Here is a 16,204-nt window from a genome sequence, read left to right as displayed (position 1 = left end):
AACGCTAAAGCTAAAATCTTTACCACGCGTATAACACGTGGTATCAATTTATAATCAAAATAAGATAAACATTGTTTATCTTATTGATGACGATATGCACATTGTCTTGTGATTCTTAAAACATTATCCTCATGGGGAAAATGAACAGGATTTTGATGTGTTTCTTGAAACATTTGAATCAAATCACAAGCATCCTGATAAATTTCTTTAATTTCCATGTTCCCATACATCCTTGGAGGTAAAACATAAATTGGAATGGGAATATCTTCTTTTTCAACCAATTGTTTCACATAAATATTGAGATGTGGACAACACACAACAATATCAAACTCTAAAAATCTATTTTTAGCAATAGAGAAAGGTGAAAATTCAATCATAACATCATCTTCCATTCCTAAATTTTGAATTTCCTTTTTCATTCTTTCAGCAACAAAACTAGAAGAAAAGCCACCACCACAACACAATAAAATCTTAATCATAAATAGCCTCCATTTTTATCTTATTCCTTAATATTATATCATTCTTTTTGATAATGTAAAAATATATTGCCACTTATATAAAAAAAGAGTATAATTTCATTAATTATCAAAGGGGGATTTATTATGGAAATCAAAATTGAAAAAGCGGCATCTCTCAAAGAGAAACCAGACCAAAACAATTTAGGATTTGGCAAATATTTTACTGATCACATGTTCATCTTGGATTGGAATAAAGAAAAAGGCTGGCATGATGCAAGAATTGTACCTTATGGTCCAATTGCTATGGATCCAGCGACTATGGTTCTACACTATGCCCAAGAAACTTTTGAAGGTTTGAAAGCATATCGTAATCCTGATGGGGATATTCTTCTCTTTAGACCAGAAATGAATGCACGAAGAATGATTAACTCTAACAAACGTATTTGTATGGCTGAATTACCCGAAGATATGTTTGTCGAAGCTGTTGAAGCGATTGTGAAGTATGAACAAGAGTGGATTCCTACAGCACCTGGAACTTCACTTTATATTCGCCCATTCACTTTTGCGACAGAACCTGGTGTTGGTGTTCATCCTGCTAATAGTTATAAATTTATAATTATTTTATCACCAGTTGGTAATTATTATCCAGAAGGAGTTAATCCTGTAAAGATTTGGGTTGAAGATGAATATGTTAGAGCTGTTAAGGGTGGAACAGGATTCACAAAATGTGGTGGTAATTATGCTGCCAGTATTGCAGCCCAGGTCAAAGCTGAACAAAATGGTTATACACAAGTCCTCTGGTTAGATGGCGTTCATAGAAAATATGTTGATGAAGTTGGTACAATGAATGTTATGTTCTTAATTAATGACACAATTGTTACTGCTGCTTTAGAAGGAACTGTCCTTCCTGGTGTAACACGAGATTCTATTCTGCATATTCTAAGAGATTGGGGCTACAAAGTTGAAGAACGTAATTTAAGTATTGATGAATTAATGGAAGCTGGAAAAACTGGGGCTTTAAAAGAAGCTTGGGGAACAGGTACTGCAGCGGTGATTTCACCAATCGGTGAGTTATGTTATAAAGGTGATAAAGTCACTATCAATAACTTTAAAACTGGGGAGTTGACACAAAAGTTATTTGATACTTTAACTGGTATTCAATGGGGTCGTTTGGAAGATAAATATAATTGGACAAAAATATTAAAATAGCAAAAAGGTTTCTCTTTATACTAGGAGAAACCTTTTTATCTCTACTTTTTTCACTTTGGGATTTATTATTTCATTGATAACTCATGATTTTTTTCTTTTTCTAATTCATTTTTTTCAAAGGCTTTAAAAAATGGATAAAAGATAATCAAACCAATAATAACATTCAAGAATACAACTACAATCGTCATCATATCACCAGAAGCTAATGGTCCTAAAATAAATGGAGGTGTAGCCCATGGTAATGTTGCATAGAATTTTGAAAAGACGCCTAACATACATAATCCATATGTCACAAAACTTCCGATGCATGTCGAAATGATAAATGGAATGATCAAAAATGGATTTAATGCTAGCGGTAATCCAAACATAACTGGTTCGATAATTGAGAAAATAGCCGCCGGAATTGAAAGAATTGCCAATTTCTTTAGAAACTTAACTTTTGAAAATAACATTAATATCAACAATGGCCAAACTGTGCTTGTCCAGATATGCAAATAATTAAAACCTGCAGTCCAAATATGTTCTAACGATCCGTTTGAAGCCATCACCTTTATCAATTCCTAAAATTGTTGCATCAGCACTTAAATGAGGATAATGTTCATTCAAAACCACAGTTTCCTTAAGTTCATTTTGAACAGCCTTAAATTGATCATAGTGTGAAAAATAAAGATCAAACATATAACCACTTACATCCTCATCATTAAAGTCAATCTGATAATAACCTTTTTTATAGGTTGTCATAATCTCTTCTAAAACTTGAATATCTTGATTCTCTAAATAACCGCTATCATGATCTATAAAAGCGAAACCACAGTGATGTTTTCTTATAACTTTCATAAAATATATAATCTGTTCATGATTCAGCGGTTCATCTCATAAAACCTTATTTCTATAAATAACATAGCGTCCATTACTTGCAATGAAGCCATCAACATATTGTTGAAAAAATTGTGAAGCATATTCATATGGACGACCTGTACAAATGAAGAGCAGATGCCCTTCTTTTTTTAATTCATAGAAAGCTTTTTGAATCGATAAAGGAACATCAGTTCCTATTGCTAATGTTCCCATCAATATCATAGAAAAACGCTTTTCTATCGGTCTTCAATGTTTTCATATTCATCAATTCCACCTACATATTTTGTTGCCGGTCTAATAATACGATTAGAATATAATTTGTTTTCAATATTATGAGCAATCCATCCTACTGTTCTTGCTGCAACAAAGAGCAATGTATATAAATCACTTGGAATATCTAACATGTCATAAACAAGTCCACTGTAAAAATCAACATTTGTACAGACACGAATACCCTTTCTTGTATATATTTCATCAATCGCAACCATTGCAAAGCGTGTATAAAACTCAAATTCTTCAAGACGATTTTTTTCCATTGCCAGTTCTTTACATTTCGCAGCCAATATCTCACTACGAGGATCACTTAAAGTATAGACAGCATGTCCAATTCCATAAATCAATCCACTCTTATCATTAAAATCTTTATCCAAAATGCGTTGTATAATAGTTCTGATTTGCTCATCAGATGCCTGCGTAGAAATCTCATTAATTGCTAATTCCATTTGCTTTTTAACAGCCAAATTTGCTCCACCATGACGTGGACCCTTTAGCGAACCAATCGCCCCTGCAACTGCAGAATAAATATCTGTACCTGTTGAGGAAATCACAACATTTGTAAATGTCGAGTTGTTCCCACCACCATGATCAGCATGTAAAACTAAAGAAATATCCAATATTTCTGCTTCTTTCTCACTAAAATTACCATCATCCCTCAGTAAAGACAGGATAGTTTCAGCTATACTATAATCCTGATTAACATGATGAATAAATAAGCTCTGTTCATCAAAATAATGAACTTTTGTCTGATAAGTATAGCAAACTATTGATGGAATTTTTGCTAATAAATTAATTCCTTTTTCTAATGTTTCCCTTGTTTCAGTATTATCAGGATTATCATCATAAGAATACAACATTAAAACTTCTTGTTGAAGTTTATTCATTAAATTTTTAGCTGGAAATCCTAAAATATTCCCCTCAAGATAATGTGGAGGCAATTCATAATTATCACTTAAAATTTGTTTGAACTCTTTAAATTCCTGCTCATTAGGCAAATAACCAAACAAAATCAAAAAGCAAACCTCTTCAAAAAGATATCTTTTTTCTTGACGCTGTGCTTCAATAATATCTTTGACATTTATACCTCGATAATACAGGCTACCATAATCATCAAACTTTTCTCCATCAACTTTTTTATATCCTACAACATCTGAGATTTTCGTTAATCCGACCAATACACCTGTTCCATCTTCATTACGCAATCCCTTTTTAACAGAATATTTTTTGTATAATTCATTATCAATTTGATTTTCTTCTAAAGATTTTTCAAAAAAACTTTGAATTCTATTTTCCATATCAATCACCCCTTTTATGATATAGAAATAATTATATCACACTTTTGTATAATTGTATACAATAAATTATTTTATACCATTTGAGGAACTTGATAATTAATCTTTAAGACATCAAACCATTTTTGTTTTTTTGACATATCTTGATTAACACCATGTGCTTTATACACAGTTGTCCCTTCTTTAACAACAAACCATACTTGATTATCAGAAGTCTTATAGCAAGTCACTGTCGATACATCAGAAATATTCGTTTCATTCTTATCCACGACTTCTTGTGACTTCATACTTTCTTTTAAAGTCTGATATTTGTGATAAGCTGTATCTTCAGATTTCATATAAAATGTTTCAAAACTTAATGAGTATACATCTTGATAATCTGGCGTTAACGTTCTTGTATGACGTACACATCCCTCATCATTTCCTGCATCTCCATATTCATCAACCTTCATACAATTTGGGTATTCACCTAGACCTAAGTAATCTTCATATCGATCACCTGATAAAAGAATTACAAAGGTTGAGATTATCACCATTGCGCCTAAAATCAATCCTATTATTTTTAGATTATGTTGTCCATAACGTCCACTGTTCATAGCAATGCCTCCTTACATATTTAAGGTTATACCAATTTTTTTCAAAAGTCAACATCATATGTAAGGGCTTTCTTTTATATCCATCCATAATGGCGACAAGCATATTCAATTCCATCATCATAACTTGCTTTTGTAACAAAGTCTGCTTTTTTCTTCAATGCATCACATGCATTTCCCATTGCAATTGATGTCCATTCAGGTCGAAACATCACAAGATCATTATAATCATCACCAAAAACAACAACATCTTCAACCTTTCCATGAATTGTCTTGATCATATTTAAAATTCCTCGATCTTTTTCATCATGCTGAAATGTTAAATAGTCATCAACAAAACGAATATACCCAATTGAGTCTTTTAATTTAAGGTTCATCTCATCATCTTGTGAAATTGCGATATATATTTTATAAATCTCTGGTATATCACAATAACGAAGTGATTGTTTTAAAAAATAGCGTGTTGGTTCCTGACGATATCCCACCTGATTGATAAAGTTATCATTAATCATAGTCACATCAATGCTATCATCAGTTGCAATTAACACGCCATAGCCTTTTCGTTCAGCTTCTTCACATAAAGCAACAGCTGTCTTATGGTCTAATGGTCTGTTAGCTATAACATGGTCATCGATTGTCAAAGCTGCCCCTCCATTACTAACAATGTGATGTATACCAGATATTTTTGCAAAATCTTTAGTTTTATAGTATGCACGTCCAGTTGCAATACACACAAAATGACCATTTTCTTGTAATTGACGAATTGTTTTTTGAGCACTCGGTACCAATTCACCTGTCAATTTATTAGTTAATGTTCCATCTATATCAAAGAAAAAATATTTTTTATTCATCTTTCTAACCTCATTTCTATGTTTTATTATAGCAAATTTGATTTTACGAAGAAAGAAATATTATTTATTCTCATTTTGAATGTCCAAAAAACCATAAATTAAACTCATATGAATTGGTGATAAAATAACTCCAATCATACCAAAGAAATACAAATGAACCATCATAGATAACAATAATAAGAATGAGGGTATCTTCATTTGTTTATTCATAATACGAGGTTCTAAAAGACTTCTTACAACATTAATAATTAAATAAATCAAAAAAATATAAAAAGCTTTCAGATATGCTCCTTGTAGCAAATAGACAATGCATAGAGGAATTAAAACAATACCAACACCAATAAATGGTAGACTATCTAAGAGTGCTGTTACAAAAGCATATAGTAATGGATGACTCATTCTCATGACAGCAAAACCTATAAGTAAAATAAAAAAACAAATAGACATCAATATCAATTGACACTTAACATAAACCCACAAACTCTTTAAACATTTATTTTTAATTCTGACAAAAGAATTCATGACATGCTGACTACATATCGATAACAAATTTCCTTTCATTTCTTCATAATCAAGCATAAAGAAAAAAGTTGAAATCACAAATAAGAAAAACGAAAATAAGTAAATTGGTATTTGAGTAATCACCGTTGAAAAAGAACCTGCTACATTCAATAGAGACTGACCCAAAAAGTTTTGTAATGCTAATAAATAGTCTTCATTCATCAAAATAGGGAAATGTTGTTGCACCCAAATTGTTAATTGCTCTAAAAATGGCAATAACATATCTTCATAGTACATAGGTATTTTTTCAAAAAAATGAATTGTGAAAAAGACACCATAAGTAAATAGACACCCTAATAATATTGCTAAAATCAAATAAATAACTAATAAAAGCGAAACACCTATTGCACTTCTTTGTATATGAAAACATTTTTCCAAACGATCAATTAAAGGTTTCATTACAAAATAACAGACAACTGCAAATGCAAAAGGAAAAATGACATGAAACATATATTTCAAAACAAAACAATATATAACAACACAAATAAGCCCAATCACTTTTGTCCTTTTCATAACATCACCACTAATATATATGCTCAAAAAGCAAAAAAAAGCCCTGAGGCTTTTTTAATTGTTTACTCTTTGATGTGGTACAAATGTTGAATCATCAATTGCTTTAAAAGTATATCCACGTTTTTGATAATATTCAATGACATCTGGTAGGATATCAACTGTATTCTGTTTTCCATTTGCATCATGCATTAAAATCATTATTTTCTTTTCTGAAGATGATGTAGCACGTCGCAACATTTCTTTTTTGCTCATCTTAGAGTAACCATCACCATTTTCAGCATTCCAATCATAATAAATATAACCTTTTTCTTCTACCATTTTTACTAACTTAGACATAATTCCAGGAGTGTATTTTTTAGAAATTGTATTCGATCCTCCACCTGGAAAGCGAATATATTTAGGGACAAAACCAATATATTCTTTAGCTAGAGCCCCAACTTTTTCTAAATCATCAAAATAAGCATTAATAGAAGCATAAACTTTAGAATAAGAATGCGTATAGGTATGCAAACCAATTGTATGTCCTTTATCATGTGCAATTTGTATGTATTTACGATAACTTGCATTCATACCTGTGATAAAGAAAGTCGCTTTGGCATTATAACGATCCAAAATTTCTAAAACTTCAGGAGTATGACGCGATGGTCCATCATCAAAAGTCAAATAAACAACTTTTTCATTTTCATCAGTCTTGTCAATAACCTGAATTGTTATTGTTTTTTCCGATTGATTTCCTGCTGCATCTTTAGCAATATATTTAATTTCATAGTTTCCCTTTTTATTGACATCAAAATCATTTGCTACTACATCAATAGATGGTTCTTTATCAAAATTATCTTTTGCACTTACCAAAGATTTTAAATCAGTTTTTGTTCCAACAATAATACTTACATTTCCAGCAATGATTTCAGGAGCCTCTTTATCCTCAACCACTTTAACCTTTGCTGTCTTTACTGTTTTATTTTGAGCTTCATCAGTTACCACAACTTCAACTTGCTGCTCACCTGCTTTATTAAAAGTATATTTTTCCTGAAACGTTACAGTTGTTTTTGTTACATCTTTGATATTCTTAACAAGATATTTTGGATCAATGGTTTGGTTCAAAGCAACAGTCTGATCCTGTACTTCAAATTCTGGTGGAGTTGTATCAACAACCTGGACCTTTAAAATTCTTTTTTCATCTTTGTATTTATAAACGACTTCATATTCTCCTAATTTTTCAACATTTACTTGAGAACTATCTATCTCTACATCAGTTGGATTGCCACCATCAACAGCTTTGATAAAATTTGTATAATCAACAACTGAATTAATCTCAATCTCATGACTTGACTGAAAATGAATACTTGAAGCCGTAAAGTATAAGTAAGCTACAAATATTGCCACTAAAGCTACAGCAACACAAACAGAATCAATTATTAATTTTTTTAATTTCAATTTTGGCTTCATGTTCATCCCTTTCTTGCCTAATTTTCTAAACATTAAGCATTTCTATATATATTTATCCTTTTCACTTTATTTTGTAGTTAAGTATATGTTACAACAAAAATGGTGAGACACATGCATATCTACAATTATAAACAAAATTCGCAATCTCCACATCATATTTTGGACCCAGATTATACATATCATACATCTTATGAAGCAGAGATTCTTTATCATTTTTTTAAAAATTTAATCATTCCTCAAAATATTAATACAATGGCAAGTATTTATATTGAATATCAGGTTTTGCCTTTCCTTTTTGAAAAATATCCATTTATTTATCAAAAAATTTCGCCATATATTCTCAAAGAAATTATGCAATATTTAGACTTCGGAAATGCAAACCTTTATACGAATCAAACAAACATGTTTTTCATTATTATGTTTGATGTCACTTCAGAGCAAATCAATACTGCATTTTTAAATCTAAAAAAACATTTGATTCAAAAAAACTTTTTATATAAAAACCATAATTGCCAATTTGATATTAAATGTGGTGTTTATTTTTCGCACACATATATTCATCCATTTGAATTCTACAAATGTGCTCAAGAACAATTTAACAACACACTAAAGCATGAGGAAATTATGATTTCAATCAAAGAACTATCTCTTTAATAAAATCCTTTTTTCATGCTGCTTGTATAAATAACGAATGAATTCCTTAAACGCTCCCATAACAAATATCGAACTTGCACAAAGAGGAATCGTCCATACAACTTGCCAGCTAATTATTGGATAAATTCCAAAGAAATTTGGCATTACAAGAAGTATCATATAGAACAAACATGTAATTATACTTGCTACAATTGCACGTAAGCGATTTAATGGCATACAGACTATAAATACAACTAAGAAACTAATAAATCCCGCAACGAGAAAGTAATATGTTGAATACATCTTAGCATCAAAATGCAACCATTGCCCAAGAATTCCAATACCTAACATATAAACAATCATTGTCATTGCACAAGGAACAGCTGTAGAAATAACATGTTTTAAAAAACCTTGAGATGATAGTTGTGAAGATCGCTCTAATGTCAGTAAGAAACTAGGGATACCAATAGCTAGCCCACTAATCAAACTCAGCTGTAAAGGAGTAAATGGATAGCTCATTTTCAATGCTGCAAAAATCAAACAAAGTACTGTTGAATAAATCGTCTTTGTGAGATATAAAGAACTGACACGTTCAATATCTGCAATAATTGCACGCCCTTCATTGACAATTGCCTTCATTGATGCAAAGTTAGAATCGAGCAAAACAATATGTGCTGCCTGTTTAGCAGCATCACTTCCAGCTGCCATAGCAATTCCACAATCAGCATCCTTTAGCGCTAATACATCATTAACACCATCACCAACCATGCCAACAACCAACCCTTGCAGCTGGCAGGCCTTGATAATCTGCTGCTTCTGTTCTGGTTTTACACGTCCGAAAACACGATAATGTTTCACAATATTCTGAAGTTCAATTTCATCCTCAGGCAAAGTCGTAGCATCAATATAAAGATCGCCATTTTTTAAACCTGCAAGCTGAGCAACACGTGAAACAGTCATAGGATTATCACCAGAAAGTATGCGAATTTCAACCCCTGCCTTTTCAAAGAAAGATAGTGTATCTTTCGCTTCTTTTCTAATACAATCATGAATAATAATCAGTGCCATTGGAAAGACATGACCAATTTGACTATTGTCCTCATCAACTTTATCTGTTCTCCCAAGTAACAAAACACGTAAACCTTGCTGCGAAAATGCATTGACTTGCCTCAATATTGGGTCATCCTCTCCCAACAAAAACTCAGGCGCACCTAAAACATATTGCCCTTGTTCTTGAAATGCAATTGCACGCATTTTTCGCTGAGAAGAAAACGGAATCATAGCAGTCACTTGATAGCCATCAGGTTTCTGAAAATAATCTCGAAGAGCTTTTTGAGTAGAATTAATATCATCAAAATAATATGCCATTGCACCCATTATTGTTTCAATATTTTGATTTGAATTATCTCCTAAAACAACAACATCTTCAACCTCTAATTCACCAGTTGTAATTGTTCCCGTTTTATCTAAACAAAGAATATTAACACGAGCCAATGCCTCAATTGCTTCCATTTCCTGAATCAAAGCTTTTTTTCTTGCGAGTTTTCCAACACCTAAGATAAAAGATAAACTTGTCAAAAGAACGAGCCCTTCTGGAATCATTCCTATGACACCACCTACAGTCTTCACAATTGCTGTAGCTTGGTCATTAGGAAAAGCAGCCATTTGAGATATAAATAAGATGATACCAACTGGAACAATAACAAAACTCAAAACCTTAATAATTTTTTCAATTGCATCTTTCATTTCAGAGGATGCTTTATTTTTATGTTTAGCCTTATGAACAAGCTGTGTAGAATAGTTATCATTTCCTACTCTAATAACCCGAGCATAGCCACTTCCAGCAACTACAAAACTTCCAGACATTAATTCATTACCATGTTTTTTCTTTACAGGTTTCGATTCTCCAGTTAACATAGATTCATTAACTTCCATACCACGTGATTCAATCACAACGCAATCAGAACCAATTTGATTTCCATTCTCTAAATAAATAACATCATCAAGTACCAATTCATTAATTGGAATAATTTTTTCTTGATGATTTCTCACAACTTTCACTTTCTTAACAGTTACAACGGTTAATTGATCAATAATTTTTTTCACTTTTAATTCTTGATAAATACCTACCAAAGCATTAATTGTAACAACACCCATAAAAGTTAAATTTGTCCAACGTCCAGTAGAAATAATAATTCCTGCCAAGAAGATATTTAAAAGATTAAAGTAAGTCAAAGTATGTTCGAGAATAATTTGTTTCTTTGTTTTAGAAATGTTATCTTGAGAAATATTAATCTGTCCCTTTTCAATACGCTCTTGAACCTCTTGTGTTGATAAACCCTGTTCTTCAATTATATCCATCTTCTCACCTACTTTAACAATATAACATATCGATATGAATAATTTGTGTATATAACAAAGATATGATTAATCATATCATACCATAATTTATAGCCTTTTGACATCATGAAAAATCATCTGTTCTTATAAAACTTATCAAAAATCAATATATAAAATAATATAATCCATTTCCTCATTCATAATTCTCTATTCAAAACATCAACACAATACTTTTACAATGATTATTTCTATTAAATTCAAATAAAATAATTAGAAAAGAGAATCATTTTCAATGATCCCACTGTTTCACAATTCAGTTCAAATTGATTTGTTATCCTTTGAATTCTTTTATCGTCTTAACCAATTTACCTTTCAGATAACTCCCACTCACTATAATTGACTCATCAATAATAAATCATAGATGAGGATACTGTTGATTTTGTGAATAAAAGAAAGGACAAAGCAAAGTCATATTTAAAATATATCTATTTGATCCTTGAAAATATCTACACTAACTGGCACTGCTATACTCTTGCTATATAAAAAAACTGTTCATTCTTTTTGAACAGTTTTTAGGACCGCTATTTTTTAACTCTCATTGATAACTGTTTGTTTTAATTGACCATTATCTTTATATTTTCTACCAATGATAGTCATAACAATCTGGATAAGACTTAATCCCAACATAATAATTGTATATTGATCAGTTAATTTCATTGGCAAGAAGATATTTTCTGTTACAACAAAGATAACAATAGATACTACTGCAATAATTATAGCTACTACTTTTGTCCATCTTCTTCTTGTTCTCATATCTTCATCTTCTTTGTTTCTTTTTGATAACAACAAAGCAATTGCTAGAATAAGACTTAACATGACTGCTATTAAATTAAGAACTGCCCATTGCTTTTCAACTGCTCCATGAGACTTTGGTGTCTGCTGATCTGTGATTTGAGCAATTTCTTCTTGTTCTGTATCATTTTGGTTATTACTTACCTCTCCACCTATTAATGATGTTTGCTGATTTGTATCTCCTGTAACAATCATTCTATCTGGTGGAGTTGGGAGCGTTGGTGCAGGAACAGTTATCTCTGGCAACTCAGTTGGTGGCTGTGTTGGTGGTATGACATCACTAGGATCATCTGCTGGTGGGATAACTGTTTGTCCAATTTGACGATATTGTGCAGTTACTATCTCATCGTTTTGAATGTTCTGATACGTTCCCTTCCAGCCTGTAAATTCATATCCTTCTATAGTTGGTACATCTGGCAAAGTTGCATCTTGACCATATTCTACCACTTGTCTGCTGATAGTATTGCCTTTTTGATCCTGAAATTCCACTGTATATGTATTGATTTTATATTGAGCTGTAATATCTAGAGAAGCTGTAATATTTGTCATATCCTTATCCCAGCCAGTAAAGTGCATTCCTGTTACTTGAGGAGCCTCTGGGGCTCTTGCAAAATCTCCATATTTTACTGTTTCACTCTTAATAACCTGACCATCTTTATCTAAGAACCTTACCTGATATTGTTCTCTTACATATTCAACTTTCATAACATTCTCATCCTTACCAATTGTGAGAGCTGGAGCAGAAAGTAATTTAAATCCTTCCTTATTCTTATCCACAAATTCCGTAATGATGTCATTGAGGTAGCCGCTGCCATTCTCATTTTTATCTATATCAAGTACTCCGTCATAATAATATTGAATAACATATGGATACTCTATTCTATCATAGTAGAAAGATATGACTTGCTGGTCTTGAACAATTTCTATATTCTTATCAGATTTCTCATTATTATATTTATAACCATCATATACGTTTTTCTGTTGGTCAGTAGCATTTATGACCGTTCCTTTAAAAGCAGATTTATTCTCACTTTGAATCAATTTATATCCCTTTATATCTTCCTGATAATATTTAATAGTGTATTGATATGATGGTACAGATTCAAAAATAGCATAATAGACAGAATCATAAATGACACTATCATTGACATTGAAGTCTCTTCCATTTCCATCCATACGTGTATTCCATTTAATAAATCTGTATCCTTCACGAATTGGAGTCTCTGGCATTGTTGCCTTTCCCTCATATTTAATATTTTGAACTGATAGAGTTTCATTACCATTCATAAATGTAACTGTCTTTATATCTCTATCATAATATAAGTTCAGTTCATCATCTTGACCAGCAACAATAGATTTGTCAGACTTCTCAGCATTAAAGATAAAGCCAGTTAATCCAGTTTTTATCATTGACTCAGCTAATATCAGTTGATTATTAGATGCCTGATTCTTTTTTGATTCATAGTTTTTATACTCACCATTCAACTGTTCTGTATAATGATTAACTGTGTACACTTTCTTTTCACTGTTCTTTACATACTTTGCATAGACATTCAAGTCTTCCTTAATAATGGAATCCTTTTCAAATCTATATCCCTGTTCATCATACCACCCCATAAAAGTATATCCTTCTTTTTGAGCAGGATCTTTAGCCTCATATCCAAGGTTATATGGAAAACGAACTGGCTTTGAATCTACTTGTTCATATGTATGATCTTGCGAACTTCTCCAGTCCATAAAATTGACAGTATTATCCATATAAGCACCAAAAATGATATCACAAGAATTTTTCCCCTTATAATCAACTTTTTTCATACCTACTGAAAGATAGAGCTGGATTCCATCGCTAGTTGTAAAATGAGTTGTTCCCCAAACATAAGAATCCTGAGCAAGATTGACATAGGTTTCTTCTTTGACAAGAATACGCTGCTCCAAATCTATTCTCTCACCATCCCAGTTAATATAGTTTTCTTGGTCATCTGTCAAGTAATAATTCACATGGACAGTCTTATCATTTGTTATGGCATTTGCTGGAATAATAGAAGCAGTACATATCATTGAAGCAATGGCTATTATAACTATAACAATTTCCTTTAATTTCCTCATCGTGTCACTATCCTCCAATCTTTATTGTCAGTTAGATTATAGTCACTCATGGTTATATTTTGGTTATATTTGTCATTTTTTGTAATCTTTATGATAAAAGTTCTACTTATTAACCAAGTAGAACTCTTTATCATGAAACCATTGCTTCTTCAATGCTATAATGTAAACGATATTTATTTTGATCACACTTTTTATAAAATTGTGAAGTAATTCTTTGGGCTATCAAATACACATTATCCACTTCTTTACAATTGACAAGTATGACCATTTGTGAATTATTCACTTTTGAAACGATATCACTACTTCTTAAAGAGGTCATGATAATAGTTTTTAATTTATTTAATACATAAATTTGTTTGTCACTTGACTCCTTGGTTTCAATTTTAAATAAAGCAATAAAGTACCTCTTTCTTTCTCTAGCTGCCCCTCGTAACGAAATTTCATATATATTCTTGAAAAGATCATATGAACAATAAAAGGCCTCATCGCGATTATGAGCTTTGTTATCAAGGTTCTCATGGAACTCTGATATACCTACAACATCACTATTTAGTTCATCATTTTGGTTAATACCATATAAATCATTAAAACGTGAAGAAAGACCAAAACCCAAGGCTTTATAAAAATTCTCATCAACCTTATTGTAATATTGCCGAACCTCATGATAATCTTTTGTACCTATAAGTCCATACATATAAAAATAATGTAGTTCCTCTACAAACGGTTCTAAAAGAATAGCACTATATGCAATTCTTTTTATATCCTGATACTTATGCTGCTGTAATAAACATTCACATCCCTTTGAAATCATTTCTATAAAAGCATTTCGATAATACTCCTGTTGTTGTATAATCCATAACAATTGGGAGGAAGTCGTATAAAGATGTCCTTGATAAATACTTAAAACTTGCTGCACATACTCTAATTCATTCTCTTTATAAGTTTGTCCCTCTATTTGAGAATAAAGATTATCAAAATGCATAAAATCACAATCATATGTATAATCCGGATTCATACGATATCCGTTTTTCGTCGTTATAATTAATTCCAGTTTATGCAATCCAGGAATTTTCTTCAATTCGTTTCGCAAACGAAAAACTGTAAATTTCATAGCACTATTAGGATTTTCACTTTCTGACCATAGTATATCCATTAGGAATTCTTTACTGACCTCTACTTGGTTTTGCAACAAAAGAATTTCCAGCAGGTTCACTAATTGTTTCCCAAAATACTGATTAACTACTATTTTTTCATTATAGCATTCAATGACAAAGCAACCAAACATCCTTATTTTTAATATAATATTATCCACTTTCTCACTCTTCTCTATAGAACACACGTTACCATGATAATACTTTTAACCAAGTGAATTACCTTAAAGATCCCTAGTCAATAAAAAAACATCTTATTATTTAGTATAATAAGTATTTTATAAGAAAGTCATTTATGTATTTCACTCTCTTTTAAATGCTTATCTGCTATACAATTCTTTATTATGTAAATTGTCAATTCTATCTTGTTGATCTCTTTTGTTTATCCATAACAAATTAATTCAAGATAAGCCAAACAAGATGTTAAAACTTTTGATGATATTAAAAATCATAAAGATAAAATCAATCACTTGTCACAGAGTAAACATAAATGATAATAACTCGTTTCTATGCATTAATTATATCACACTCACTTATACAGTACAATGAATATACAATTGCATTGAACATGACTTTTTGGTTTCTAATTACAGACATTTAATAATCAAAACAGATATACTTTCAATTAATATAATAATAATTCAAAGTATATCATTAATGAAGTTAAATATCTATGCACCATTAGAAACAATAATTTTTCTTTATACTTAAATACATTATCATTTCAAAACAAAAAAAGTATAATCAAGATTTTCCTATCGACTATACTTTCATATTTCTTATGGTGGACCCTGCAGGACTCGAACCTGCGACCAACCGGTTATGAGCCGGTAGCTCTAACCAACTGAGCTAAGGGTCCAAATAAAATAAAAAGTGGCATATTCACCACTTGTTAGCTTAATGGTAGCGGGGAAGGGATTCGAACCCCCGACCCACCGGGTATGAACCGATTGCTCTAGCCAACTGAGCTACCCCGCCATGTAGTGAATCGTTTGTAAAAAATAAATGGTGGTTCCGGCCGGAATCGAACCAGCGACACGAGGATTTTCAGTCCTCTGCTCT

General features: G+C 31.4%; 12 protein-coding genes, 2 tRNA genes and 1 pseudogene. 2 read left to right on the top strand and 13 right to left on the bottom strand.

The annotated features are described in order from the left end of the window. Positions 1–80: 80 nt before the first annotated feature. The gene (locus AC5M21_RS14595; protein WP_008789890.1) at positions 81–479 is read right to left on the bottom strand and encodes a PTS sugar transporter subunit IIB; all 399 of its coding nucleotides are present in this window, start codon (positions 477–479) and stop codon (positions 81–83) included. A gap of 123 nt (positions 480–602) precedes the next feature. On the opposite strand from AC5M21_RS14595, the gene AC5M21_RS14590 reads away from it, so the two are divergent. Next, entirely contained in the window at positions 603–1,667 is a 1,065-nt protein-coding gene (locus AC5M21_RS14590; RefSeq protein ID WP_008789891.1) for a branched-chain amino acid aminotransferase, read from the top strand. A 65-nt stretch (positions 1,668–1,732) separates the two neighbouring features. On the opposite strand, the gene AC5M21_RS14585 is transcribed toward AC5M21_RS14590, so the two are convergent. The 7 genes and pseudogenes from AC5M21_RS14585 to AC5M21_RS14555 all read right to left on the bottom strand — a co-directional run bounded on the left by AC5M21_RS14585 (position 1,733) and on the right by AC5M21_RS14555 (position 8,060). After that, positions 1,733–2,212 (bottom strand): PTS sugar transporter subunit IIC, encoded by a 480-nt coding sequence (locus AC5M21_RS14585; protein WP_147331703.1) that lies wholly within the window; start codon positions 2,210–2,212, stop codon positions 1,733–1,735. Continuing rightward, positions 2,166–2,738, bottom strand: a pseudogene (locus AC5M21_RS14580) (HAD hydrolase family protein). Before AC5M21_RS14580 ends, AC5M21_RS14585 begins: the two are co-directional and overlap by 47 nt. A gap of 23 nt (positions 2,739–2,761) precedes the next feature. After that, the gene (locus AC5M21_RS14575; RefSeq protein WP_008789895.1) at positions 2,762–4,096 is read right to left on the bottom strand and encodes a citrate synthase; all 1,335 of its coding nucleotides are present in this window, start codon (positions 4,094–4,096) and stop codon (positions 2,762–2,764) included. Positions 4,097–4,167: 71 nt separating this feature from the next. Continuing rightward, the gene (locus AC5M21_RS14570; protein ID WP_008789896.1) at positions 4,168–4,689 is read right to left on the bottom strand and encodes a hypothetical protein; all 522 of its coding nucleotides are present in this window, start codon (positions 4,687–4,689) and stop codon (positions 4,168–4,170) included. Positions 4,690–4,763: 74 nt separating this feature from the next. After that, the gene (locus AC5M21_RS14565; RefSeq protein ID WP_008789897.1) at positions 4,764–5,537 is read right to left on the bottom strand and encodes an HAD-IIB family hydrolase; all 774 of its coding nucleotides are present in this window, start codon (positions 5,535–5,537) and stop codon (positions 4,764–4,766) included. 60 nt (positions 5,538–5,597) lie between these two features. Beyond that, positions 5,598–6,611, bottom strand: a complete 1,014-nt coding sequence (locus AC5M21_RS14560; RefSeq protein WP_008789898.1) for an AI-2E family transporter — start codon at positions 6,609–6,611, stop codon at positions 5,598–5,600. A 54-nt stretch (positions 6,612–6,665) separates the two neighbouring features. Beyond that, a complete protein-coding gene (locus AC5M21_RS14555; RefSeq protein WP_008789899.1) occupies positions 6,666–8,060 on the bottom strand; it encodes a polysaccharide deacetylase family protein in 1,395 nt (464 codons plus the stop codon). Positions 8,061–8,171: 111 nt separating this feature from the next. On the opposite strand from AC5M21_RS14555, the gene AC5M21_RS14550 reads away from it, so the two are divergent. Next, entirely contained in the window at positions 8,172–8,714 is a 543-nt protein-coding gene (locus tag AC5M21_RS14550; RefSeq protein ID WP_008789900.1) for a hypothetical protein, read from the top strand. Here AC5M21_RS14550 and AC5M21_RS14545 read toward each other — a convergent pair. The 5 genes from AC5M21_RS14545 to AC5M21_RS14525 all read right to left on the bottom strand — a co-directional run bounded on the left by AC5M21_RS14545 (position 8,703) and on the right by AC5M21_RS14525 (position 16,120). After that, positions 8,703–11,054, bottom strand: coding sequence for an HAD-IC family P-type ATPase (locus tag AC5M21_RS14545; RefSeq protein ID WP_008789901.1), 2,352 nt, complete (start codon positions 11,052–11,054; stop codon positions 8,703–8,705). The genes AC5M21_RS14550 and AC5M21_RS14545 overlap by 12 nt on opposite strands. A gap of 567 nt (positions 11,055–11,621) precedes the next feature. After that, positions 11,622–13,991 (bottom strand): InlB B-repeat-containing protein, encoded by a 2,370-nt coding sequence (locus AC5M21_RS14540; RefSeq protein WP_008789902.1) that lies wholly within the window; start codon positions 13,989–13,991, stop codon positions 11,622–11,624. A 130-nt stretch (positions 13,992–14,121) separates the two neighbouring features. Beyond that, positions 14,122–15,303 (bottom strand): BTAD domain-containing putative transcriptional regulator, encoded by a 1,182-nt coding sequence (locus tag AC5M21_RS14535; RefSeq protein WP_017143773.1) that lies wholly within the window; start codon positions 15,301–15,303, stop codon positions 14,122–14,124. A gap of 621 nt (positions 15,304–15,924) precedes the next feature. Then, a tRNA-Ile gene (locus tag AC5M21_RS14530) sits at positions 15,925–16,001 on the bottom strand. A gap of 42 nt (positions 16,002–16,043) precedes the next feature. Continuing rightward, positions 16,044–16,120 (bottom strand) — tRNA-Met (locus tag AC5M21_RS14525). Between the last annotated feature and the right edge of the window lie 84 nt (positions 16,121–16,204).

The sequence above is a fragment of the Coprobacillus sp. genome, from assembly GCF_984815275.1.
Note: the sequence above shows the minus strand (reverse complement) of the source record. Positions and strands in the feature narration are given on the sequence as shown.